This window comes from Novosphingobium sp. FG90 (assembly GCF_057808725.1).
The window spans coordinates 1-24,481 of record NZ_JBMDIO010000021.1 but is presented as its reverse complement, the minus strand read 5'-3'; the positions used below and the strand labels follow the sequence as shown (position 1 = coordinate 24,481).

Annotated in this window: 20 protein-coding genes; 9 read left to right on the top strand and 11 right to left on the bottom strand. The window is 66.6% G+C overall.

Features of this window, described 5'->3' with window-relative positions; genetic code table 11:
• Positions 1–84 precede the first annotated feature (84 nt).
• Positions 85–1,323, top strand: a complete 1,239-nt coding sequence (locus ACODRZ_RS17345) for an amidase (protein ID WP_488970573.1) — start codon at positions 85–87, stop codon at positions 1,321–1,323.
• Between the two features lie 609 nt (positions 1,324–1,932).
• Here ACODRZ_RS17345 and ACODRZ_RS17340 read toward each other — a convergent pair.
• From ACODRZ_RS17340 to ACODRZ_RS17325, 4 genes are read right to left on the bottom strand one after another with little or no spacing between them, the layout of a single operon-like run.
• Positions 1,933–2,487 (bottom strand): nuclear transport factor 2 family protein, encoded by a 555-nt coding sequence (locus tag ACODRZ_RS17340; protein ID WP_488969238.1) that lies wholly within the window; start codon positions 2,485–2,487, stop codon positions 1,933–1,935.
• 14 nt (positions 2,488–2,501) lie between these two features.
• Positions 2,502–4,106: a GMC family oxidoreductase gene (locus ACODRZ_RS17335; protein ID WP_488969237.1), complete on the bottom strand. Its 1,605-nt coding sequence runs from the start codon at positions 4,104–4,106 to the stop codon at positions 2,502–2,504.
• Positions 4,107–5,813: an FAD-dependent oxidoreductase gene (locus tag ACODRZ_RS17330; RefSeq protein WP_488969236.1), complete on the bottom strand. Its 1,707-nt coding sequence runs from the start codon at positions 5,811–5,813 to the stop codon at positions 4,107–4,109. It lies immediately after the preceding gene.
• Positions 5,810–7,198 (bottom strand): FAD-dependent oxidoreductase, encoded by a 1,389-nt coding sequence (locus tag ACODRZ_RS17325; RefSeq protein WP_488969235.1) that lies wholly within the window; start codon positions 7,196–7,198, stop codon positions 5,810–5,812. Before ACODRZ_RS17325 ends, ACODRZ_RS17330 begins: the two co-directional genes overlap by 4 nt.
• A 487-nt stretch (positions 7,199–7,685) precedes the next feature.
• On the opposite strand from ACODRZ_RS17325, the gene ACODRZ_RS17320 reads away from it, so the two are divergent.
• Positions 7,686–10,121 (top strand): TonB-dependent receptor, encoded by a 2,436-nt coding sequence (locus ACODRZ_RS17320; RefSeq protein ID WP_488969234.1) that lies wholly within the window; start codon positions 7,686–7,688, stop codon positions 10,119–10,121.
• Positions 10,122–10,238: 117 nt separating this feature from the next.
• On the opposite strand, the gene ACODRZ_RS17315 is transcribed toward ACODRZ_RS17320, so the two are convergent.
• Genes ACODRZ_RS17315 through ACODRZ_RS17305 form a run of 3 tightly spaced genes read right to left on the bottom strand, consistent with a single transcriptional unit; the run spans position 10,239 to position 13,045 of the window.
• Positions 10,239–11,552: a spinster family MFS transporter gene (locus ACODRZ_RS17315; protein ID WP_488969233.1), complete on the bottom strand. Its 1,314-nt coding sequence runs from the start codon at positions 11,550–11,552 to the stop codon at positions 10,239–10,241.
• Positions 11,549–12,499, bottom strand: coding sequence for an aldo/keto reductase (locus ACODRZ_RS17310; RefSeq protein WP_488969232.1), 951 nt, complete (start codon positions 12,497–12,499; stop codon positions 11,549–11,551). Before ACODRZ_RS17310 ends, ACODRZ_RS17315 begins: the two co-directional genes overlap by 4 nt.
• A gap of 18 nt (positions 12,500–12,517) precedes the next feature.
• Positions 12,518–13,045: a VOC family protein gene (locus ACODRZ_RS17305; protein ID WP_488969231.1), complete on the bottom strand. Its 528-nt coding sequence runs from the start codon at positions 13,043–13,045 to the stop codon at positions 12,518–12,520.
• A gap of 264 nt (positions 13,046–13,309) precedes the next feature.
• Between ACODRZ_RS17305 and ACODRZ_RS17300 the strand changes: the two genes are divergently transcribed.
• The gene (locus ACODRZ_RS17300; RefSeq protein WP_488969230.1) at positions 13,310–14,116 is read left to right on the top strand and encodes an SDR family oxidoreductase; all 807 of its coding nucleotides are present in this window, start codon (positions 13,310–13,312) and stop codon (positions 14,114–14,116) included.
• Here the strand turns inward: ACODRZ_RS17300 and ACODRZ_RS17295 are convergent, their stop codons facing one another.
• Entirely contained in the window at positions 14,117–14,794 is a 678-nt protein-coding gene (locus tag ACODRZ_RS17295) for a TetR/AcrR family transcriptional regulator (protein ID WP_488969229.1), read from the bottom strand.
• A gap of 176 nt (positions 14,795–14,970) precedes the next feature.
• Here ACODRZ_RS17295 and ACODRZ_RS17290 point away from each other — a divergent pair, with 176 nt between their 5' ends.
• Complete coding sequence (locus ACODRZ_RS17290) at positions 14,971–15,792, top strand: YncE family protein (protein WP_488969228.1); 822 nt, start codon at positions 14,971–14,973, stop codon at positions 15,790–15,792.
• Between the two features lie 75 nt (positions 15,793–15,867).
• Positions 15,868–16,833, top strand: coding sequence for a VOC family protein (locus tag ACODRZ_RS17285; RefSeq protein WP_488969227.1), 966 nt, complete (start codon positions 15,868–15,870; stop codon positions 16,831–16,833).
• Between the two features lie 3 nt (positions 16,834–16,836).
• Here ACODRZ_RS17285 and ACODRZ_RS17280 read toward each other — a convergent pair whose 3' ends face one another.
• Complete coding sequence (locus ACODRZ_RS17280) at positions 16,837–17,892, bottom strand: family 43 glycosylhydrolase (protein ID WP_488969398.1); 1,056 nt, start codon at positions 17,890–17,892, stop codon at positions 16,837–16,839.
• 224 nt (positions 17,893–18,116) lie between these two features.
• Here ACODRZ_RS17280 and ACODRZ_RS17275 point away from each other — a divergent pair, with 224 nt between their 5' ends.
• Genes ACODRZ_RS17275 through ACODRZ_RS17260 form a run of 4 tightly spaced genes read left to right on the top strand, consistent with a single transcriptional unit; the run spans position 18,117 to position 22,208 of the window.
• On the top strand, positions 18,117–19,694 hold the full coding sequence (locus ACODRZ_RS17275) for a sodium/sugar symporter (RefSeq protein WP_488969397.1): 1,578 nt from the start codon (positions 18,117–18,119) through the stop codon (positions 19,692–19,694).
• Positions 19,691–20,557 carry a 2-dehydro-3-deoxygalactonokinase gene (locus tag ACODRZ_RS17270; RefSeq protein ID WP_488969226.1) on the top strand — a complete coding sequence of 289 codons (867 nt, stop codon included), beginning with the start codon at positions 19,691–19,693 and terminating at the stop codon, positions 20,555–20,557. The genes ACODRZ_RS17275 and ACODRZ_RS17270 overlap by 4 nt, the downstream gene beginning before the upstream one ends.
• Positions 20,554–21,189, top strand: a complete 636-nt coding sequence (locus ACODRZ_RS17265; protein WP_488969225.1) for a 2-dehydro-3-deoxy-6-phosphogalactonate aldolase — start codon at positions 20,554–20,556, stop codon at positions 21,187–21,189. Before ACODRZ_RS17270 ends, ACODRZ_RS17265 begins: the two co-directional genes overlap by 4 nt.
• Positions 21,186–22,208 carry a glycoside hydrolase family 43 protein gene (locus ACODRZ_RS17260; RefSeq protein ID WP_488969224.1) on the top strand — a complete coding sequence of 341 codons (1,023 nt, stop codon included), beginning with the start codon at positions 21,186–21,188 and terminating at the stop codon, positions 22,206–22,208. Before ACODRZ_RS17265 ends, ACODRZ_RS17260 begins: the two co-directional genes overlap by 4 nt.
• Positions 22,209–22,211: 3 nt before the next feature.
• On the opposite strand, the gene ACODRZ_RS17255 is transcribed toward ACODRZ_RS17260, so the two are convergent.
• A complete protein-coding gene (locus tag ACODRZ_RS17255; RefSeq protein WP_488969223.1) occupies positions 22,212–22,769 on the bottom strand; it encodes a VOC family protein in 558 nt (185 codons plus the stop codon).
• 94 nt (positions 22,770–22,863) lie between these two features.
• Positions 22,864–24,330 carry a S41 family peptidase gene (locus ACODRZ_RS17250; RefSeq protein WP_488969396.1) on the bottom strand — a complete coding sequence of 489 codons (1,467 nt, stop codon included), beginning with the start codon at positions 24,328–24,330 and terminating at the stop codon, positions 22,864–22,866.
• Positions 24,331–24,481 lie beyond the last annotated feature (151 nt).

Here is a 24,481-nt window from a genome sequence, read left to right as displayed (position 1 = left end):
TGTAATGCTTTACACGAGCCAAGCAGGAAGTCACAATCCTGCCGTATTGCACTTTGATGCCGCCTGCTTGGGAGCCGAATTTCCATGGTCCAGACCCCCTACGCCCCTGCCTCGGCCAATGTCCATGCTGCATTGCAGCGGATCGGTGCACGTGATGCTCTGGTCCGGGCGTGGCTGCATGTCGACGATACGGGCGCGATCGCTTCGGCGAAGGCGCTGGATGCCGGTGAGCCGGGGCCACTCCACGGGATATGCGTGGGGGTGAAGGACGTGATCGCGGTGGCCGGAATGCCGCTGACGCATAATTCGCCGTTGTTCTCCGGCTTCGTGCCGGCTCAGGATGCACCTTGCGTCGCGACCTTGCGTGCGGCGGGGGCGGTGATCCTGGGCAAGACCGACACCACCGAGTTCGCCGCCGCCGGGCGCAATGCCGCCAGCGCCAATCCGCATGACCTGACGCGCACGCCGGGGGGATCGTCGGCAGGATCGGCGGCGGCGGTGGCGGACGGGCATGTGCCGCTGGCGCTGGCGACGCAGACCGGAGGATCGACCATTCGCCCCGCCAGCTTCTGCGGCATCCACGGCTTCAAGCCGAGTTGGGGCCTTGTCAGCCGGGAGGGGGTGAAGACCTATGCCAACAGTCTCGACACGGTGGGCTGGTACGCGCGGGATCTTGACCTGATCGACCGGGTTTGCAGCGTTTACGGTTTCGCGCCGGGTGAGCGGGAAAGCGCCGAGCCCTTGCGCATCGGCGTGTTCCGCACGCCCTGGTGGGACGAGATGACGCCCGATGGCCAGGCCGCCTTCGACGGCGTCGCCGCCGCCATGGCGGGTGCCGGGATCGACGTCGTCGAGATCGCCACGCTGCCCGAGTTCGAGCATCTCAACGACGATCACCGCGTGATCCTGTTCCGCGAGGGCGCGGCCGCTTTCCTGAGCCTTGCACGGGCACGGTCCGACCTGCTGCATCCCGACTTTCACCTTCGCGTCGATGCGCTGGCCACCTATCCCGACACCCGGCTGCGTGAGGCGCATGACCGTGCGGCGGCGGCACGGGTGGGGTTCGAGCGGGCGATCGCCGGACTCGACGCAGTTCTGGCGCCGAGCGCCCCGGGCATCGCACCGCTCGGCCGTTCGCCGGGGGAACCCCGGTTCAATCAGCCCTGGACCCTGCTGCATGCGCCGGTCGTCAACCTGCCGCTGGCGCAGGGAGAGGGGGGGATGCCCATCGGTGTCTCGCTGGTGGCACCGCGGTATGACGACCGGCGATTGATCGCAGTTGCCCGCGAAGTCGAGGCAAGGTTGACATTTATCGCCAAATAGGTTACAAGCCCCAGCATCCGATCCGGCGATGATCACGCTGGAAAGGTGTATCGGGTCGGCGTCGTGGGCCGGGATGCGGTTCCAAGCCGTGATCACGCAAACCATGCGTCCTTCGAAGACCCGGACTGTCTCTGAGCTACTGGAAACGCCGTCCATACGTTCCTGCGACACACGGCAGGACATGGGACGACCATCCCGGATAGCCGTCGGCCGATAACGACGCGAACCCTAACGACGGCCACATGGGACTTTCCGATGGAATACAGGTCGAGCCGGGCTGCACCGTGAGTTACCCGGCCGCTCGCCAGAGCTTCACGGAACACAAAACCCCGCGTCCCGGTGAGGACGCTCCCGACGCCGACCCGATGTTCATCTCGGTTGCGTTGATTTCCCCCGGCGTAATGGCCCGCACTCGCCAGCGGGTATTTTTGTGTGCCCGCGCCGCACGCACAACCCCGTCATCCCAGCGAAGGCTGGGACCGCTGGCCGCGCAAAGCCCAACCCTCGGCAGGGTGTCCCGACGATAGTTGGTCGTAACAGGCCAGCGGTCCCAGCCTTCGCTGGGATGACGGACGACACGCGCATCCTCCCCGCCACGGGGAGGGGGACTTAACCCCTCCCGCGCGATTTCTCATAGGCTATCCATGTCGACAGTCGTTCGGGGAAGTCCGCCGGCATCGGCTCGGGATAGGCGTGGTTGCGCAAGGGGGTGGAGAGGATGCCGGGATACTCCTCGATCGGTACGTAGTAGAGGAAGCCGATCGTCCGCTCGGCGAACTTCCAGCCTGCGTCGGTGTTGCGGTATTTGTCGTCGTAGCGGATGGCGGTGACCATCATTTTGCCACCACGCCACAGTTCCGCATGGCCGATCACGCGGCCGGTCGCTTCCTGCGAGCCGTCGCCGACGAAGTCGATCTGGACGTCGTGCATGAAGTGGTGCCCCGGGCCGAGCACGTCGAAGCGGCCGTCGTACTGCGTCATGATCGCATCGACGCCGGTGGCGTTCATCACCCCGTCCGCCGATTTCAGCACCGCATCGGGCGCGAAGAGGGCGCGGATGCCGTCGATGTCGCGGTCGTCGATGGTGAAGCAGTAGCGGGCGACGAGCTGGCGGATCTGCGATTCCGCTTCCAGCCGGGCGATGCGCTGTTCGAGTGTGGGCATGTCTCTCTCCTCTTTTATCGGGCGTCCTGCAGGATCATGTCGGCGCACTTTTCGCCGATCATGATCGAGGGGGCGTTGGTGTTGCCGGATGGCAGGCTCGGCATGATCGAGGCGTCGGCGACGCGCAGGCCCGCGATGCCGTGGACGCGCAGGCGCGGATCGACCACCGCGTCGGCGCCGACACCCATCCGGCACGAGCCGACCGGATGCAGGTTGGCGATGGCGGCGGCGCGCACGTAAGCCTCGATCTCCGCGTCGCTGCGGGCATCGGCGCCGGGCGAGATCTCGCCCGCATTGTAGGGCGCGAGCGCGGGCTGGGCGGCGACGCCGCGCACCACCTTCACCGCCGCGATCATTGCGTCCACGTCGATGCGATCAGTCAGGAAGTTCTGGCGGATCACCGGGTCGGCCAACGGGTCCGGCCCGCGCAGTCGCACCGTGCCGCTGGCGCGCGGGTTGAGGTGGACCGGGCTCATCGTGAAGCCGGGGAAGGGGTGGGCCTTCATGCCCGCCGCCGTGCGGCTCTGGACGGTCCAGATGTTGGTGTTGACCTGCAGGTTGGGCCGGTCCTGCCGCTCGTCGGTGCGGGTGAAGATGCCCGCATAGATGCCGTTGCTGGCGAGCGGCCCCTTGTTGAACAGGACGTAGTCGATCCCCGCCTTCAGCTTGCGCAAGGGGCTGTTGGCCAGTTCGTTGATGGTGATCGGCCGGGTGCAGCGGAACATCAGCGAGATGTAGAAATGGTCCATCAGGTTGGCGCCGACGCCCGGCAGGTCGAGCACCGGCGCGATGCCGCTTTCGCGCAAGTGCGCGGCGGGGCCGATGCCGGAAAGCTGCAGAAGCTGCGGCGACCCGAAGGCGCCGCCGCAGACCACCACCTCGCGCCGCGCCTTCGCGGTGACCAGGCCCGCTTTGGTGCGGTACTCGATCCCGGTGGCGCGGCCCCCTTCGACGAGCACCCGGGTAGCATGGGCGCCGGTCTCGATCTTCAGGTTGGCCCGCCCCCGCGCCGGGGTGAGGTACGCCTGCGAGGTATTCCAGCGCCGGTTGTTGCGGGTGGTCGTCTGGAAGAAACCGGCGCCTTCCTGCTCCGCGCCGTTGAAGTCCGGGTTGTAGGGAATGCCCGCCTCCTGCGCCGCCTCGACGATGGCGACGGCGATCTCGGAGCGGCCGGGCTGGTCGGACACCGTCAGCGGTCCGCCGACGCCGTGATAGGCGTTGGGGCCGCGCTGCTGGTCCTCGGCCTTGCGGAAGTAGGGCAGGACGTCGGCGAAGCTCCAGCCCTCGCAGCCGCGCTGGCGCCAGTCGTCGTAGTCGCGCGCATTGCCGCGAATGTAGAGCATGCCGTTGATCGAGCTGGTCCCGCCCAGCACCTTGCCGCGCGGCTGGTACATGCGGCGGCCACCGAGTTCGGCCTCGGGCTCGCTCTCGAACATCCAGTTGACCTTGGGATCGGCGAACAGCATCGGGTAGCCCATCGGCGGCCTGATCCAGAACGCCTTGTCCTCCGGCCCGGCCTCCAGCAGCAGCACCGAGTAACGCCCGTTCTCGCTGAGCCGCGCCGCGACGACGCAGCCCGCCGAGCCCGCGCCGCTGACGATGAAGTCGAACTCCTCCATTTACGCCGCCTGCCCCGCAAGGTGTCTGCCCGCGATATAGGCGAAAGTCATGGCCGGCCCGATCGTCGCGCCCGCGCCCGGATAGGCCCCGGCGAAGACGTTGGCCTGATCGTTGCCCACTGCGTAGAGGCCCTGCACCGGCGCACCCTCGCCGTCGAGGACGCGGGCGTGGCGGTCGGTCTTGAGCCCCGCGAACGTGCCGATGATCCCGGCCTCCATGCGGATGGCGTAGTACGGCCCCTTGGTCAGCGGGCCGAGGCAGGTGTTGGGCCGGTGCTCCGGGTCGCCCTGATAGACGTCGTAGACCCGCCCGCCGCGTCCGAACTCGGGGTCCACTCCGGCCTCGGCATTGGCGTTGAAGCTCGCGACCGTGCGTTCCAGCGCGGCGGCGTCGATGCCGCACTGGGCGGCGAGTTCCTGCAGCGTCGCGGCGCGCTTGAGGTAACCGCTGCGCAAGTGCTCGCCATGGGGAATGGGGAAGGGGCGGACCATGCCGATGCCCCATTTCTTCACCGCCGCCGCGTCACCGATCAGCCAGCACCATGCGCTGGCGTCGCCCTCGCTGGCGCGGGTCATCTGGGGGACGAGGTCGTGGTAGGCGCTGGACTCGTCGCCGAAGCGGCGGCCGTCGGGGCGCACGGCGATGAAGCCGGGCTTCTGCCGGTCGATCAGGTGCGGCCAGACGCCGGTGAAGTCCGTCGATCCGGGCAGGACCGAGACCGGCATCCACGGCGCCGCATGGGCGACGTTGCCGTTGAAGACGCCGCCGACGCTCTCGGCCAGGCGGATGCCGTCGCCGGTGTTGCCGGGGTTGGTCGGGTTGCGCTGCTCGCGGTTGTTCGCAGGTGCCGGGAAGGTGGCGGCGCGGCGCTCCGGGTCGTTGGGATAGCCTCCGCAGGCGAGGACGACGCCTCGGCGCGCGGTGATCCGTACGCGGCCCTGCGGGGTATCGATCTCGGCCCCGGTGACGCGCCCGTCGGCGCGGATCAGCCCGGCGACGGGGGAGGAGAGCCAGATCGGCACGTCGAGGTCGAACAGCGTCCGCGCCAGCCGCGCCACCAGTGCCCGTCCGCGCACCACCTGCTGTCCCTCGCCATAGCGCAGCACGTCGGCGAAGTGCCTCGCCAGTTTCTTCGCGACGAAGCCCAGCGCCTTCACCGAGCGGCCCGCCTTCATGAACTGGATCATCTCCACGCCCGAACCCACGGCGAAACCGAGGAACAGCGTCTGCGGCAACTGCTGCTTGAGGTTCTTCAGGTGCGGCCCGAGTTCGCGCGCCTCGTAATCGACGGTGCCGATCGAGCGGACGATGGAGCTATGGTCGCTTTCCGAATGATAGTCGGGATAGTCCATGCCGTAGAACCGGACATGGCTGTTTTCTTCCAGAAAGCGCACCATGCGCGGCGCGGTGTCGAGATAGGCCTCGACCCGGTCGGGCTCGATGTAGTTGCCGGTTTCCTCGACCAGATAGGCGCGGGCGCTCTCGATGTCGTCGCTCTGGCCGGTGGCGCGCTGCATGGCGGGGGAGTGGTGGTTGCCGGGCACCCACAGCACGCCGCCGGAGGTCGCGGTGGTGCCGCCGAAGACGGCTTCCTTCTCCACCACCAGCACCTCCAGCCCGGCGCGCCGCGCGGTGACGGCGGCGGTGAGGCCCGCCGCGCCGGTCCCGGCGATGAGGACGTCGATGGTCCTGTCTCCCATGGTCATGCGTTCACCTTCTCTTTCGCGGCGTTGGCTCCGGCGATGCGGCCGAAGACGACCGCGTTGCCGATCGAGGCGCCGCCCGCCGCGTAGCATTGGCCGAACATGCCGCCGGTCGTCTCCCCGGCGGCGTAGAGGCCCGGCACCGGGCGATCGTCGGCGCCGAGCACGCGGGCTTCGGTGTCGATACGGATGCCGGTGCCCGTCCAGCAGATCACGGCCGGGCGGATATGCGCGGCGTAGAACGGCCCTTGCGCGACCGGCCGCAGCATCGCCGAGGGCTTGAAGTAGTCCTCGTCGTTCCCTATCTGTACCAGCGAATTGTAGCGCTCTGCCGTAGTCGCAAGACGGGCGGCGGGCACGCCGAGTTTCCCGGCAAGGTCCTCCAGCGTCGGCGCGCTGATCAGCGTTCCGGCCTCCACGTGGTCCAGCAGTCGATCCGCCGTCCAGTTGGGGGCAGGGCGGTATTTGGTGGTCTTCGAGGCGAGGCGCGATGCCTCGTCGAACACCGCGAAGCAGTCCCGTCCCGGCTGTTCGTCGAGGACGGCGGCGAGGACCGAATATTCGATCGTTTCGTCGATGAACCGGCGCCCGTCGCGGTTCACCATCATCAGCCAGCCGGGGAGGTAGCTTTCGAGGTCCTTGACGAAGCCCGGAGTGATCAGGAGCAGGCCGCGATTGGCCTTGCTCAACTGCCCCTCCACTTGCGCGGCAAGGCCGAGGCCATCGCCCCGGCAGGTAGGGGCGCCGATATACCAGTGGAGGTCGCCGTAACGCGAGGCATCGGGATAGAGTTGCGCCAGCAGTTCGGGATTGGCGCCGAAGCCGCCGGTGGCGATCACCGTCGCGGCGCTGCGCACCGGCGCGCCGTCGGCGACGATGCCGCAGACCCGGCCGTTCTCGACCAGCAGGGTCTCAACGCGGGTATCGAGGACGGTGTCGATGTTCCTGCCGGACAGGAAGCCTTCGAGGCCCTCGACGATGCCCGCGCCGCCGTCGGTGGCACGGTGGCCGCGCCGGACCTTGTCGACGCCCGAGGCATAGAGGTTGTCCACCGTGAAGCCGATGCCCAGCCCGCGCAGCCACTCGAACGCCTCGGCCGAGCGTTCGCAAAGCGTGCGCACGAGCGCGGGCTCCAGCTTGTACTGGTTGAGCGTCATGTAATAGTGGAACATTGCCTCGGCCGTGTCGTCCTCCAGCCCGGCCTCGCGCTGGAGCGAAGTGCCCGCCGCGTAGAACACGCCGCCGGACAAGGCGCTCGACCCGCCGGTGCGATCGGCGGCCTCGACCATCAGGACACTGGCACCGCTTTCTGCTGCAAGCGCTGCGGCGCTGAGCCCCGCCGCCCCGGTGCCGATGACGATGACGTCGTAATCGAAAGCCTCACTCATCGCCGCTTCACTCCCGCGACGGGCGACACAACGGAAATCCTCTCAGCCATGACCGGCATCGGGCGCCTCTCCATCCATGATTGTCGTTGGGCCGCAGCGCCTCCGCACGAAGGCGGTCACGCTCGCGGCCGATGACCCGAAACATGGCGAGCGAAGGATAATAAGTCTAGCTCAATTGTTGCTATCGGGCCGCACTTTGAACGCGGCCTGTCGCTGAAACCCGCAGGTTTGGCTGGGTTGCAGGCTCTCACGCATCATAAAAAAGCAATCATGATCGACTTTTTTATTGTCACGACGGATCATCCTGCGCATAAAGCCGGGCAGAAAAGAGGTTGGATCACCGCGGCGACGAATCGCCGGGTGTTCCAGGGAACGGGATGAAGACTGGCTCCACTGCGCACTTCGGCAAGGCCGGGGGCTGCGGTCATGCCTTCGATTTTCTAAATAAGTCATCCTTCGCAGCGAAGAGATGAACGGGGAGAAGAGAATGAAGGACCTACCGAACTTTCATCGCGCCTGCCTGCTCGCCGGGCTGATGGCGTCGGCCTCCACGATCGGGCTCGCCAGTCCGGCGATGGGCCAGGATGCTGCCCCTCAGGCAGCGGCAGGCGGCCTTGAGGAAATCGTCGTCACCGCGCGCAAGCGTTCGGAATCGTTGCAGGACATTCCCGTCGCGGTGACCGCCTATTCGCCCGCGCAGATCGCCCGGCAGGACATTTCCAACATCGAGCGCATCGCCGCGACCACGCCGAACCTGACGGTAGGCCGCGCGACGACGGGTTCGGGCGCGCAGATCTCGCTGCGCGGCATCGGCACCCCGGCAAGCGCGCTGGGCATTGAATCCTCTACCGCCGTCATCGTCGACGGCATCTATTACGGCAACGGCCGCATCCTCAACGAAGGCTTCTTCGACCTGGCCCGGATCGAGGTGTTGAAAGGCCCGCAGGCGCTGTTCTTCGGCAAGAACGCCACGGCGGGCGTGATCTCGATCACCACCGCCGACCCCGGCTCCAGCTTCGAGGCATCGACCCGTGTCGGCTACGAGTTCCGGGCCAAACGGCCCTACATCGAACAGATGGTCTCAGCACCGCTGACCGACACTCTGGGCATCCGCGTGGCCCTGCGCGCATCAAAGATGTACGGCGGCTATTCGAAGAATTACGCGACGCCCGTGACCTTCAACGTCACCGACAGTGCCGGCGGTCCGGTCCAGACCCTGACTGCCCCTGCCGCTGACCGCAATTCGCCCAAGGAAGAGGAATACGTCGGCCGCGTCACCCTGAAGTGGGAGCCGACGGACCGCTTGACCAACACCTTCAAGGCGTCGGGCAGCTACAACACGACAAACGACGGCGCTTGGAACAACATCGTGTTCTCCTGCGCCAACGGCTACAGCACGCTCCAGCCCGACGTGAAGTGCAAGCGCGACTGGAAGTTCTATCACAACCAGATGCCGACCGAGGTGGCGAAGGACTTCCCCTTCGCGCGTGACGACGGTGAACTGTATACGAAGTACCGCTCGTTCCAGGCGACCAACAACCTGCAGTACGAACTGGACAACGTCACCCTGACGTCGGCCACCAACTATCAGTACCAGAACAACCGCTGGCTGACCGACAGCGACTATCAGCAGCGCACCACGCAGATCTACGTCGGTTCGCGCGAGCTCTGGAAGGCGTTCTCCGAGGAAGTCCGCGCCCAGACCACCTTCGACAGCCCGATCAACCTGATGTTCGGCGTACTGTACCAGAAAACCCGCCTGGATGCCGACCAGTACGTCTATTCCGGCAATGCCCGCGTCAGCACCGCGCCTGCGGACATGCAGTACGTGGCCTTCGGCAAGGATTCCTGGACCAAGGGCGAAACGGTATCACCGTTCGGGCAGGTCGTCTGGAAGGTCGTTCCCGAGATCGAACTGACCGCCGGCATGCGCTACACGCATGAGACGAAGGACAGCTTCTTCGTACATCCGTTCATCCGCCCCGGGCAGATCTACAAGGTCAACGACCCGATCTACACGAAGCAGAAGTTCACCAACTGGAGCCCGGAAGTCACCGCTTCGTACAAGCCGGCACCCAACGTCAACATCTACGCCGGTTTCAAGACGGGGTACAAGTCGGGCGGCTTCTCGAACGAAAGCTCCTATACGCTGGCCTCGATCCCCGCCGACCTCGACTTCGAGCCGGAGAAGGCAAAAGGCTTCGAGGGCGGGGTGAAGACCACGCTGCTCAACAACCAGCTGCGCTTCGACGTGGCGCTCTATACGTATGAATACACTAACCTGCAGGTGGACTTCTTCGAGGCGCAGACGTTCCGCTACATCACCACCAATGCGGGCTCGGCACGTACCAAGGGCGTGGAGATCTCGACCGAGTGGGCGCCGCACGCGGTGCCGGGCCTGACCATGCGCGGCGCACTGAACTACAACAAGGCGCGCTACGTCGATTTTATCGCTCCGTGCGTTACCGGCCAGACCCCTGCGCAGGGCTGCAACACCACCGCCACCAGTCCCTACGGCGGCCTTTACGTGCAGGACCTGAGCGGCAAGCCTACGGCGAACGCGCCGCGCTGGACGGCCGCGCTCGGCACCAGCTACGAGGCCGACCTGAGCCCCGATCTGTCACTGACGCTATCCGCGGACGCCCGCTATTCGAGCCGCTACAACGCCTCTCCTTTCGCCAACCCGATCGCGACCCAGCCCAAGTACGTAAACCTCGACGCATCGGTCACGCTCAGCTCCAAGGCGGGCTGGGACCTGGCGGTCATCGGCAAGAACCTGACCAACCAGTTCGTCATCTCCGGGGCTCTGGATTCGCCGGGCACAGGTTCGGGAACGGGCACTGCGGCGGGGCGCCTCGGCGACCAGCGCGGCTACGCCAATATCCCGCGCACGGTGCAGGTGCAGGTCACCTACCACTACTGACAGGCAGCAATTGCCCGGTTGTCCTCCCGGTCTGCAGGACACCCATCCTCTCCTGGCCGGTGCGCGATCCTCCAATCACGCACCGGCTTTTTGTAACTGGGCAGAGGGTAGGCCGGTTCAGGAAAGCCTGATCGGCTCGGCCAGCAGTCGGCGATAGGCCTTGAGGCTCAGCCACAGGCTTGCGCAGCTGAGCAGCGCCGCGACGGAGCAGACGATGCCGAGCGAATCCCCGACGCGCAGTTCGTCGCGAAAGACCTTGTCGGTCAGGAACGCGACGCTCACCGGCGCGATGCCAAGGCCCATCAGCGTCACCAGCACGATATAGAGCGACGTCGCGAGCCCGCGCATCCGGTTGGGCGTGACCACCTGCAGGGCGGTCGCGGCCATGGCGGTGGGGATCGAATAGCAGAAGCTGATGATGCCTCCGATGGCGAGCACCATCTCGTACCCGCTGCGCAGCATCAGCGCCACGCAGCAGGCGAGCACGGCAACGGCGCTGATCACGCCGAGGCGCATGTCGGCATCGCCATAGCCCGCGCTTCGCAGCCAATTCCCGAAGCTTGGTCCGGCAAGCACGCCAAGCGATCCGCCGACCAGCGTGACCAGCCCGTAAGTCATGCCGACTTGTCCGATCGTCACACCGTATTGCCGGATGGCGACCGTCGGAAGCCAGGCGGGGAAGGCGTAGATCGGGATGATCGCCAGCGCCATGCCGACATAGAACCACCCGTAGAAGCCACGGTTGCTCCACAGCACCGACAGCGTCGCTCCCAGCGGCAGGGGTGGCGGAGCTTCGACGTGGTCGCGATCGGAGAGCCCGCGGGGCGGCTCGCGCATGGTGACGACCAGCGCGATGCACACGAGGCCGAGCGTGCTCACGAGCAGGAATGTCACCTGCCAGGGTGCCATCGCCGCCAGGACGGGCACGCCGCCAAAGTCGGTCGCGGCGGCCCAGTCCATGACCAGCCCGCCCAACAGCAGGGCCATGCCGCTGCCGATGTACGGCCCCATGTTGTAGATGCTCAGCGCGCGGGCGAGGCGCCTTTCGTCGAACAGGTCGCTGAGCAGCGACCATGAGGACGGGGTCAACCCGGCCTCGGCGGCGCCGACTCCGGAGCGCGCGGCGAAGAGTGCGGTGAAACTGCGGGCAAAGCCGCAGGCGGCGGTGAACAGGCTCCACACCGCCACGCAGCCGAGCAGGATGCGCCGCCGCCCGGAGGTATCGACCCAGCGTCCGAACACAGGGCTCATCAGCAAGTAGGCGATCGAGAATGCCGCACCCTGCAGCACGCTGATCTCAAGGTCGCTCAGGCCGAAGTCCGCTTTGATCGGCTGCACCAGCAGGTTCAGCACCTGCCGGTCGATGAAGCCGACGCTGAAGGTCGTGGTGAGAGCGAAGAGGGCGAACCAGGGCGACCGGCGCAGGTTCACGCGATGGCCTTGTCCAGCACGGACAGGTGTGCCGGGTCCAGCCGGAGCGTCGTGCCCGCGACGAGATCCGCGAGTTGCCCGGGCCGCGAGACGCTGGCGATCGGGGCGCTAACCCCCGGCTGGGCAAGCATCCATGCGATCGCGACGGCGACCATCGAGCCGCCGGTTTCGCGCGACACCTGTTCCATGGCGGCGATCAGGCGCGGCACTTCGGGGCGCTCGAAGGTCGGGCGCAGATAGACTTCGCGGGGGTGGCCGGCGATGTCGTCGACGCTGCGGTACTTGCCGGTCAGCAGGCCATTGGCAAGCGCATAGAAGGGCACGACGCCAAGCCCTTCGCGCAAGGTGATGGCCTGCAGCGGGCCTTCGTAGGTATCGCGCTCGAGCAGGTTGTAGCGCGGTTCGATCACCGCGAAACGATGCCAGCCGTTCGCGTCGCTGATCGCCAGTGCCGCATCGAGCCGGTCGGGCTCATAGTTGGAGGCGCCGAGTACACGCACCTTTCCGGCCTTCACCAGTCCGTCGAAGGCTTCGAGGGATTCCTCCAGCGGCGTTTCGGCATCGTCGCGATGGGCGAAGTAGATGTCTATCCGGTCGGTGCCGAGGCGCTGCAGCGATTCCTCGACCGCCCCGACGATGCGCGAGGCGGAAAGGCCCTTGCCGCCCGTACCGGGGAGGAGCCCGACCTTGGTGGCGATCAGCACTGCATCGCGTTTTCCGCTTTGGCGCAGCCACTCGCCGATCAGCGTCTCGGACTCTCCGCCGGCATTGCCCGGAACCCAGGCGGAATAGACGTCCGCGGTGTCGATCAGCGCGCCGCCCGCATCGACGAAGGCGTCGAGGATGGCAAAGCCTTCCTCACGACCCGCGGTCCAGCCGAAGACGTTGCCGCCGAGCATCAGCGGTGCGGCGGCGAGGCCGGTGCGGCCAAGCGGGCGTGGTGTCATTGCAGGTCTCCCGGAAAGTCAGAGGTGGCGGATGGGATCGCGGCCGTCCCAACCTTGCGCGGCGGCTTTCACTCGCCCGTGAATGTCGCGCATGACCGGGACCATGTCGATGAGTTCGATGATCGGCCCGGGCGCTCCGGCAGGCGGCTGCATGTAGGCGAAACGGGTGCGCTGCGAGGCGCCTTCAGTGGCGACCGTCAGCCCGGCATCGAGCGCCGCCTGTCGCTGGGCATCGAAGTCCTCGCTCGCCATGCCGATATGGTGCAAGCCGCGCTGACCTTCCGCCAGGAAATCGCGATAGGTCGATGGCGCGGGGCCGGGGACGATAAGCTCGATCTGCATCGCGCCGCTGTGGGCAAGGGCGACCTGCGAGATGATCGCGGTGTCCTGTGCCTCCTCGCCGCCGTGGCGCAGCCACACGAATTCGGGCGGGGGCATGACGAAGAACGGGCCTATGCCCAGAGTGTCCGTCCAGTATGTGATCGCCGGCTCCAGCGCCTCGACCAGATAGCCCGCCTGCATGGCTTCGCCGTAGAACCTGCTCATGTCCCTCTCGCTGCCGTCGTTGCGACCGGCGTTCTTGTCGGGCGATAAAAACAAGCAGTCAAGACTGCATATTTGTTTCCTCGCACGGAGGGCTGGCGGCATGTTTTTTCGATGACATGAGTCACATATTATCAATTATATGACATGAAAACCTGCCGGAAATTCTGATTGTAATGGTTATGGACGTGATTGCAGATCGAGCTTGCTGATCTTCACATTGTTATCATAAAACAATCACAAATGAATCAAATGTGGAGAGAGACGATGCGCCTCGAAGGCAAGGTCACCGTGATTACCGGCGCGGCAAGCGGACTTGGCGAAGCGACCGCGCGTCGGTTCGCGCGCGAAGGTGCCGTTCTGGTGCTGGGGGATATCAGGGAGGCTGCGGGCAAGGCACTGGCGGAGGAACTGGGAGCTGCCTTCGCCTCCTGCGACGTCACGCGCGAGGAGGACGTCGCGGCACTCGTCGATCAGGCGACGGCACGGCACGGACGGCTCGACTGCATGATCAACAATGCCGGGCAACTCGGCGCCGTGGGCAGGGTAGAGGATATCGACACGGCCGGATGGCGCGATACCATGGCGGTGCTGCTCGACAGTGTGTTCTACGGCATGAAGCACGCCGCGCGGGTGATGCGGCCGTCAGGAAGCGGGGTGATCCTCTCGACTTCGAGCGCGGCCGGTCTCGCGCCCTTGGGGCCTCATGCCTATACGGCGGCCAAGCATGCGGTGGTCGGGCTGACACGCTCCGTCGCGGCGGAACTGGCGGCCGACGGCATCCGGGTCAATGCGGTGGCACCCGGCAACGTGCCGACCCGCATGACCGAACTTGCCTATGGCGATGCGGAGGCGATGCGAAAGGCGGCAGAGGCGCGCAATCCCCTGCGCCGCGTGGTCGAGGCGGACGAGATCGCAGGGGCCTTCGCCTATCTCGCCAGCGAGGATGGCCTCAACGTGACCGGGCAGGTGCTTGCGGTCGACGCCGGCCTGGTCGATTGTCGGCTGGGCGCGGACTATTATGCCCGCACGCCGACGTACTTCTCCGCCGAGGGAGACCGCGGTCCGGCCTGATCAGCCCTTCGGCCGCAGGGTGTGGATCTTGTCTTCCAGCATCTTGAGCAGCGCGGGCACCATCGCTTCGTCGAGCGCGCCGGTCATGACGCCCGTTGCCATGCCCTCGATAAGCGTCTGGGACAGGGCCATGGCCTGTGCGAACTGCTCGGGCGCGGACTGCCATTCGGGAAAGAGGGCAATCGCTTCGGAATTGAAGCGTTCGCGGTACTCGACCTGGAGCGGACGCATAATCTGGGCGAGGTCGGCATCGGTGCGCGCCGCCATCGCCAACTCGTGAAAGGCGACGAAGGCGGGCCTCTGGACCTGCTTCCAATAGGCGGTCACCATCGTCGCCGGTTCGTGCTCGGTGATTTCCGAGGAGCGGCGGAAAGCGCGCAGTCGTCTCTCGTGCAGTTCGACGATGGTGGCGCGGATCAGCGTGGCGCTGTTCTCGAAATGATGCAGCATCGCCCCGCGCGACAGCCCGGCCTCGACCGCGACGAGGGGCGTCGTGGTGCCGGAATAGCCCACTTTCACGAGGCACTGGATCGTCGCTTCGATCAGGCGTCCCCGGGTTTGCGCGCTCTTTAGTGACTGGCGGGTGGGAGTGCCTTCGCTCGCCTTGCCTTTCGGGGCGCCGCCGGGGGTGCGAGTGGGGGCGCGTTCGGGACGCTTGCGGGCGGGACTGACGGCCAAACTGGGGGTTCCGTGTGCAATTGCGAAAAGGTTGCACTCCTCCTGCCTTGTCCGGGAGGGATCGGGCAACAGGAAAGATGCGCCATCGCATGCAATTTCCTGGCGGCCCGTTCCGACATGGTAGCGTAGCATGACAGTCGTAAGCGCTTCGCCGATCCATCTTCGGGGGCGCATCCATGGTCCGACTACTGCCTGTCCTTCTCCTCCTCGCTTCCACGGCCTCGCTTGCGGATACCCTGCCGGAAGGGCCGAAGGCGACCGCGCCCGTGGCCCTTCGGATGGCGGCGCCGGAGGCGCATCAGGGCGCGGCGTCGGATGGCGAATACGTCTATGCGATCGACAACGACCGGATCGGCAAATACCGCCTCTCCAATGGCGAGAAGGTCGACCAGTGGCAGGGGGAGCGCCGGCTGTTCCCGCACATGAACAGCTGCACGATGGTCGGGACGAAGCTCTACTGCGCGGCGTCGAACTACCCCGCAGTGCCCCAGACCAGCGCCGTCGAAATCTTCGACACCCGCCCGCTGCGCCATTCCGGCACCGTCAGCCTCGGCTTCGGTCCGGGATCGCTGACCGTCATCGACCGGCACGCGGGCAAGTGGTGGGCGGTCTTCGCGAACTACGAAGGCAAGGGTGGCGAGCCGGGCCGCGACTATCGCTATACCGTGCTCGCGCGGATGGACGAGCAGTTCCGCATCGAGCAGACCTGGGCCTTCCCGGAGGAAGTCCTCGCGCGCATGGCTCCCAAGAGCTGCTCCGGCCTCAGCTGGGGCGCGGACGGGCTGATCTATGCTACCGGCCACGACCGGCCCGAACTCTACGCGCTGCGCCTGCCGGAAGCGGGTTCGCGCCTTGAACTGGTGGAGACGTTCGCCATCGCAACGCCGGGGCAGGCGATCGATTGGGACCCCAGGGCGCGCCGCCGCCTCTGGTCGATCGCCCGTGACCGCAGCGAGATGGTCGCCAGCGACATTCCCGAGGTTGCGGCCAAGCGCTGAGGCTTCTTCGCCAGTCGATCACTCGCCCGATCGTCGCGGGACAAGGGCGGTGGCCCGCGATCATCCTCGCAACCGATGATCATCCAGCCCATTCAGGAAGCCGTCGTCAGCACGTTCGACATCGAACGCCTCGCGGCGCCCTTGACGCAAGTGTGCGGCTACGACCGCGTAGACCTGCCCGATGCCCCGGCCGCGCAGTTCGCGGCCTGGCACGTTCCCGCCGAATGCACCCGGATCGAGCAGGCGCTGTTCGTGCCGCGTGATACGGTGAACGGTCGCGGCGCTCTGAGGCTGGTACGGTTTCACGGGGCAGACCAGAAGGTCATGCGCTCCAGCCAGCGAACCTGGGACACCGGGGGCATTTTCGACGTCGATATGTTCTCGGCCGACGTCGATGCGGTCTATCGCGGGCTGCAGCGTCATGGCTGGACGGCTTTCGGAGAGCCGGTGGATTACAGCGAGGCGCACTTCTCGGTCCGGCAGGTCGTGGCGATCGGGCCGGACGGTCTCAACCTCGCGGTGATCCAGCGCTATTCGCCTGAAGTGCCGGGCCTCGATCCTTCGGGCAGGCTCTCGCCCGTGTTCAATTCGACGCAGATGGTGGCGGACATCGAAGGCGCCATCGCCTTCTACGTGGACGTGCTCGGCTGGCACAAGGATCTCGATTTCGTGGTCGAGGGCGTGGCCGAACCGGGCGCCGACGTGCTCGGCCTGCCGCTGCCCGCCGCAGTCGGGGCGGAGCGCCGGGTGGTGATCTTCAACCCGCCCGGGCCGTCGGTGGGCGGCGTGGAACTGATCCACAATGCCGCGATGCATGGCCGCCGCTGCGACGCGGACTGCGCCGCGCCCAACGCCGGCATCCTGTGCCTGCGCTTCGAGGTGGAGGACGCCCGCGCCTATGCCGCCGCGATCGCAGGCCGGGGCGGAGTGCTCTACGCCGAGCCCTCAGCGATCGAGATCGCGCCTTACGGAAGCGTCACGCAGTTCGCGGTGCGCTCGCCCGAGGGCGCGATCGTCGAGTTCTTCAGCACCGGCGGCTGATCGTCAGCGGTTCGGGAATGCCTGTACCAGAGCGTCGTACTGCGCCTTGCTGATCTCGATCATCGATCCGTGGCGCAGGCCCGCGGGCATTTCGTAGCGGTTCCACTCCGGTACGCCCGAGTTGCCCGAGACCTGGAACCACGGCCCCGACAGGCGCGGCGCTTTCGACAGGCCGTAGCTCGTGCCGGCGTACTGTTCATAGTACATCAGCCAGTCCTCGCCGTTCGGCGCGCGGATGACGGTGGGCGCCTCGCGGAAGTTGGGGCTGATCGGCGGGCCGGGCTGCGGGTAGGGACCGAGCAGGTCCTTGGCGCAGGAGATGCGGACGGTCTTGCCGGTCGTCCAGTTGTAGCTGGGATAGCGCTCGTCCTTGATGACCGCGCAGTAACCGCTGCCGTCGGCCTCGGGCTGGATGAAGGTGTCGATCGTTGCCATGTCCCAGTCGAACAGACGGCGCGGCGCTTTGTCGAAGCGCTTGAGATCGGGTGAGAGGACATAGAGCGTGCGCTGGCTGGCCCAGTAGCGCTCCGGGTCTTCGGGCACGCCGGGGACGGTGGCGGTGTGCCAGGTCAGCATGAACTTGCCCGAAGACTTGTCGAAGAACAGCTTGGGCGCGCCGATCCGCTGCATCGCATGCGGCAGGCCGGGGATGTTCGAGAGGTCCGGCTTGTAGGTGCCGTATGGCTTCCATGTGACCAGATCGTCCGAGACCCAGAAGCGGATATAGGGATCGTCATCGCTCTTGTTGCCGACGAGGTAGTAGCGCCCGTCAGCCCCGCGCGCGATCGAGGCGTGGCCGTGGTAATCCTCGGAAACCGGCTTGCCGCCATTGATCTGGTGCCAGTGCAGCCCGTCGCGGCTGACCGAATAATAGAGCACGCCGTAGCGCTCCCTGGTCATGTGCGCGAAGAGATAGGCCTTGTCCGGCGCGACGTAAGGCGTCTCCGGAGCGCCCGGCACGACCTCGCCCTGCACAGGCTGCGCCTGCCCTGATTGGCCCTGTGCGTCTGCTGGAACACCAGAAAAACTGAATGCCGCCGCCGTTGCGGCAAGCGCCATCGTGCGCACAAGGCGCGATCTGCCCCGAACCAAGTTCCTTCTCCCATGATTTTTGCTGCGGCGGATCAGACCGCCTGCGGCCTGCATTGTCAAGATTGATATTATAAATACGTGCTCCTATGCGTGTCCCCATGAACAGGCCCGCATCCTGGCGATTCGGGTCGATGCCGCTGCGGCGCGCCCATCGGATGAGCGCAAGGCGCAAGCAGGACAGGGGAGACGAGATGGGACTGGCGACGATCGACATCACCGTGGTCGTGATCTACGCGATCGGCATATTCGGCCTTGCGCAATGGGTCAGCCGCGACAAGGCGGGGGCTGGGCCGAAGAACTCGACCGACTACTTCCTCGCCTCGAAGAACCTGCCGTGGTGGGCCATCGGCGCCTCGCTGATCGCGGCGAACATCTCGGCCGAGCAGATCGTCGGCATGTCCGGGTCGGGCTATGCGATCGGCCTTGCCATCGCCTCCTACGAATGGATGGCGGCGGCGACGCTGCTGATCGTCGGGAAGTTCTTCCTGCCGATCTTCCTGCGCAACGAGATCTACACGATGCCGCAGTTCCTGGAACGGCGCTACGGCCCCGGCATCCGTTCGCTGATGGCGGTGTTCTGGCTGGTGCTTTACGTCTTCGTGAACCTGACGAGCATCATCTGGCTCGGTTCGGTCGCGGTGACCAAGGTGGCGGGCGTCGATCAGGACGTGGCGCTGATCGGTCTCGGCGTCTTCGCGCTGCTGTATCAGTTGCGCGGCGGGCTCAAGGCGGTGGCACTGACCGACATCGTGCAGGTCACGCTGCTGGTGATGGGCGGGCTCATCATCGCGGTCTTGACGCTGGGCGAGATCGGCGCGGGACAAGGTATCGTTGCGGGCTTCTCCACGCTGATGGAGCGCGCGCCCGATCATTTCGAGATGATCCTCGAGCCCACCAACCCGCATTACGTCGATCTGCCGGGCCTTTCGGTGCTGATCGGCGGCATGTGGATCGCGAACCTGTCGTACTGGGGCTTCAACCAGTACATCATCCAGCGCGCGCTGGCCGCCAAGTCGATCGACGAGGCGCAGAAGGGTATGCTCTTCGCCTCTTTCCTCAAGCTGATCATGCCGATCATCATCGTGCTGCCGGGCATCGCCGCGGTCATCCTCGCGCCTGACCTCGCCAAGCCTGACGAGGCCTACCCGACGATGATGCGCCTGCTGCCGCCGGGTCTGCTGGGCCTCGTCTTCGCGGCGCTGGTGGCGGCGATCATCGCCTCCACCGCGTCCAAGATCAACTCGATCGCGACGATCTTCACGCTCGACGTCTGGGCCAAGTTCCGCAAGTCCGACGGCGGCCAGGCGGACGAACGCAAGCTTGTCCTCGTCGGCCGGATCGCGGCGGCGGTGGCCATCGTCATCGCCATCCTGACCGCCAGGCCGCTCGTCGGATCGAGCGAGCAGGCGTTCCAGTTCATCCAGGAATTCACCGGCTTCTTCACCCCGGGGATCACCGTGATCTTCCTCCTCGGCCTGTTCTGGCGCCGCGCCAACGAGCCGGGCGCGATCACTGCCGCGATTGCATCGGTGGCGCTATCGTGGGGCTTCAAGGTCATGGCGCCGGGTATTCCGTTCATGGATCGCATGGGCCTGGTCTTCCTCGCGGCACTGGCGCTGGCGGTAGTCGTCTCGCTGGCCACCCCGGCGCGGCCCGACAAGGATACGATCTCGACGGGAGACGTGCGTTATGCGACGTCCACGGGGTTCAATGCAGGAGCGATTGCAGTGGTTCTGGTGCTTTGCGTGCTTTACGCGGTGTTCTGGTGAGCGGGCCTTTCATCGCCGTCGATTGGGGCACGACCAACCGCCGCGCCTACGTCATCGAGGGGGGCAAGGTCGTCGCCACCGAGCGCGACGAGCAGGGCATCCTCTCGGTTCCGGTGGGCGGATTCCCGGCCGCCGTCGCGGCCCTGCGCGAGCGGCACGGCGGCTTGCCGATGCTGCTGGCGGGGATGGTGGGCTCCAACCGGGGTTGGCATGACGCGGGCTACGTCGCCGCGCCTGCCGGTATCGGGGAGCTTGCCGACAAGCTGGTTTCCCCCGTCGATGGCGTCGCCATCGTTCCCGGCGTCTGCCGCGACAGGAATGGCCGTCAGGACGTGATGCGCGGTGAGGAAGTGCAGCTTCTCGGAGCCGTTGCCGCAGGGCTCGCGCCTGCCGACGCGCTGCTGTGCCAGCCGGGCACCCATGCGAAATGGGCGGTCATGCGCGGCGGCGCGCTGGCCGACTTCACCACCGCCATGACCGGCGAGATGTTCGCCATGCTCAAGGCCCACTCGCTCATCGGCAGCGAAATGACCGGCGAAGTCGACGCTGACGAGGAATTCCGGAAGGGCGTCGAGGCCAGCGCCGACGGTGACCTGCTCGCCGCGTTGTTCGGCGTGCGCGCGGCTTCGGTACTCGGCGCGCGCGCTCCCGGCGCGGCGGCGGCCTATGTGAGCGGCCTGCTGCTCGGCACCGACTGCCGTGCCCGCATCGAGTCGGGCCAGACCGTCCACCTGCTCGCCGACGGGCTGCTCGCGCGGCTCTACTCGGCCGCCATCTCCATCGCCGGGGGAGAGGCGGTCGTCGTCGACAGCCACGCCTCCTTCGTCGCCGGTATCACCCGTATCTGGGATAGGAAATCATGATCGACCTTGCCACCGCGCTTGCCCAGCTTCCCCTCGTCGCGATCCTGCGCGGCATCCGCTCCGACGAGATCGAGGCGGCCGCCGACGTTCTGGTCGAGGCGGGCTTCCGCCTGATCGAAGTGCCGCTCAACTCGCCCGATCCGCTCGTCACCATCGAGAAGCTGGCGCGGCGGGTGGGCGACCACGCCATCGTCGGCGCGGGCACCGTGCTGACGGTCGGGCAGGTTGCCGAGGTGCAGGATGCGGGCGGCGCCATGATCGTCTCGCCCAACACCGACCTTGCCGTGATCGCCGAAAGCGCGCGGCGGGGTCTCGTCTCGCTGCCGGGCTACTTCACGCCGAGCGAGGCGTTCGCGGCCCTTGCTGCGGGTGCCAGCGGCCTCAAGCTGTTCCCCGCCGAGGCGGCGAGCCCCGCCGTGGTCAAGGCCCAGCGCGCGGTGCTGCCGAAGGACGTGCCCTTGCTGGCGGTCGGCGGCATTTCGCCGACCAACATGGAACCGTGGCGCAAGGCGGGTGCGGATGGCTTCGGGCTTGGCTCGGCGCTCTACAAGGTGGGCATGAGCACCGCCGAGATCGCCGGAAACGCCAAGGCCTTCGCGCAGGCATGGGCGGAGATGGAGGGGCGCGCGTGATCCGCACGCTCGCATCCCTGACGCTCGCGGCGCTGCTGGCGGGCTGTGCCACGCCGCAGGCTGCGCCGCCGACGCTGACAGGGACTTTGGCGAACCCGTTGCTGGCGAGCGGTCCGGACCCGTGGATCGTCCACCACGGCAAGACCTTCTACTTCCTCGGCACCAAGGGCGACCGCATCGCCATCCGCCAGACCGGCGACCTCGCCAGGCTGGCCGAGGCGCCCGAGCACACGATCTGGACGCCGCCCGCCAAGGGGGCGAACGCGGAAGGCATCTGGGCGCCCGAACTCCACCGCATCGACGGCAAGTGGTACGTATATTACACCGCCGCGCAGGACGGGCATAACGACGATGCGCATCGCGGCGTCTTCGTGCTGGAGAACGCCAGCGCCGACCCCCTCAGGGGTGAATGGATCGACCGGGGCCGCGTCAACACGGCGATGACCGGGCTCGACGGCACCGTGTTCGAGCATGGCGGCAAGCGCTGGTTCGTCTACTCGGCCTACGACGGCCCGGACAGCGTGCTCGCCATTGCGCCGATGACGAACCCGTGGACCCTCGGCCCCGGCGAAACCGTGATCGCGCGGCCCGACCTCGCGTTCGAGCGACAGGGCGGGCGCCAGATCCTCGAAGGGCCGGAATTCCTTGCCGGGCCGAAGGGCGACCTGTTCCTCTCCTATTCCGCCAGTGCCTGCTGGTCGGACGACTATGCGCTGGGACTGCTTCATGCGAAGCCGGGCAGCAATCCGCTGAATCCGGCAAGCTGGACCAAGTCGCCGCGCCCGGTGCTGGCCAAGGCGCCGCAGAACGACGTCTACGCGACCGGGCACAACGGCTTCTTCACGACCGATGGCGGGCGCAGGACGTGGATCGTCTACCATGCCAACGACGGCGCCGACCGCAAGTGCACCGAAGCCCGCTCGCCGCGCGTGCAGGCGATGGAGTGGAGCGCCGATGGCACACCGGTCTTCCCGGTCCCCTCGCGTGCGGGCGAGCCGGTTCTCGCCCCGCAGCCCTGAGGGTCAGGCGGTCTCCAGCAACGGCGCGCGTTGGTAGAAGGCGAGATCTTCCATCTCGTAGGCCGCCGGGGTCTGAGCCGTGCGCGCATCGTGGAGCCGCTTCCAGTGCGCGAAGAGGCCCATGATGTGCGGCGGGTCGCCATGAATCTCGGTGAACCCGCCGTTCAGCGCGCGGGTATCGAAGTAGGCCGCGTTGACCTCGTCCGCCCATAGCTCCGTGGCCAGCGGATAGCCCATGTCGATCCAGCGCTGCCGCTCGCCCGCGAAATCGGAAACGAGGTAGGCGATGTGGTGAAAGCCTTCCTCGCCTTTCGCGAACATGTCGCGGTAGATCGAGGGCTTGTCGTCGTGCTGCTCGATGAACTGGATCATCGTGTCGCCGAGATAGCCGAAGGCGTAGGAAACATCCGCTTCCTCGGTGGTGCCCCGATAGGTGAACTCGTCGCAGTGGTGGTGGCGGACCATGCAGAACGGCCCGGCGCCGAAGGCGTCGGACCACTTCTGCGCGGCCTCGTCGATGCTGTTCACGAACCAGGCCTGCTGGAACAATGCGCGCTTCATGGCCTCTCCTCTTTCCCGTGGCGCCGTTGACCGGCTGCCACAGGGTCGAGGAGTCCCCGCCCGGCCGCAACCGGGCAAAGGAAGAGGTTACGCCTTAGAACAGACCTGGCACCTCGCGTTGCGGAGTGCTGGGCCGCGCCGGGGCGAGGATGTCCCGCTTTTCGGAGGTGTCGGCCGTCACCGCCATGCGTGACATGCTCTGGCCGGCCATGGGCGTGCAGCTCTGTCCCGACAGGAAGCCCAGCGCCACGCGGGTCGAATCCTCGCGCGGGTCACCCATGTCGTAGCTGATGTCGTCATTGCTGGTGCAGGTGCTCTTCATCCGATCGGCCAGCCCGTTGAAGTAGTCACCTTCGCCCGCGCTGTTCTGGACCTTGATCGCCACGATGCGCAGGCGGTCGTCGCACGAGGGGCGGTCGATCGCGATCTGACCCACCGGCTTGCCGTAGGTATTCGCGCCGATCAGCGCGACATCGGCGTTGAGGTAGGGCAGGAAGCTGTTGATGACCAGCTCGCTGGCCGAGGCGGTGCCACCCGAGGTGATGAAGGCGATCTTCGTCTGCGCCACGGATTCCGGCTGCGCGGTGAAATAGGCCGTGGAGTTCTCCGCCGACTTTTCTGGACGGAAGACGGTGCGGGAGAAGACATCCGATGCAGCGCGGTTCGCGCCCATCAGGTTGCCCATCAGGTCGGCCACGGCAAGCAGCCCGCCGCCGTTATAGCGCAGGTCCACCACCAGCTGCGTCACGCCTGCGGCACGGAAGGCGGCGAAGGCGGTGCGCAGCTGCGGCTCGGCGGTCGAGATGAACGTGCGCAGGTTCAGGTAACCGACCTTGCGCCCGCCCTGGTCGATGATCTTGTAGCCGTAGGCACTGGAAACCGGCTGCAGTTCAAAGTCGCGCTTGGCGACGGTGACGTTGCGGGTGCCGTTTGCGTCGCTGATCTGGAGCACGCGGGTGACGCCCGCCTCGTCCGGGCCGAGCGCATCGGCGACGGCATTGACGCCGCCCGTCGCCCAGAGCGATTGCACGGTCTGCAGGTTGCCCGAACTGGTGCCGACAGCAAGGATCTCGGTCCCGCGCCGCATACCCGCGGTCGCGCCCGGCCCGGTTTCGAACGCCTCGATCACGAACAGGCGGCGAGCGGCGGAGTTGACGCCGAGGCGGACGCCGAGCCCGGCCGAGGAGCCCTGCTCGTAATAGGCGTTCTCTTCGGCGATCGAGGTGCGATAGGTGAAGAACCGGTCCCAGTTCTGGGCTCGGGCATTGGCGGTCAGCGAATCGATGTAGTCGTCAAGCGTGGTATAGGCTGCGGGATTGGAGTTCGCGGGCAGCGTCTCGGGAAAGAGATACCATTCGCGCAGCTGTGCTTCCGCCCAGTCCTGCCGTTCGCGCAGCGAGCATCCGGCCACCGGCGTGGGTGTCGAAGTGGGGGCAGGGGTCGGCGTCGGCGTCGGGGTGGAACTGCCCCCGCTTCCGCCGCTTCCGCCGCCACCACATGAAGTCACCAGCAGAGCCAGCACGCACGCGCATGCCGTCCACGTCTTGTTCGATCGCACCAGTAGTCCCCCGTTTCAATGATGCGGCAGTCGCAGCCGCGTCTCGAAGCGGGATGACCCGACACCAAACCAGCATCGTCATTGCGAGCGAAGCGAAGCAACCCAGGGCGGTGCTATGTCGCCCTGGGTTGCTTCGCTTCCCTCGCAAAGTCGA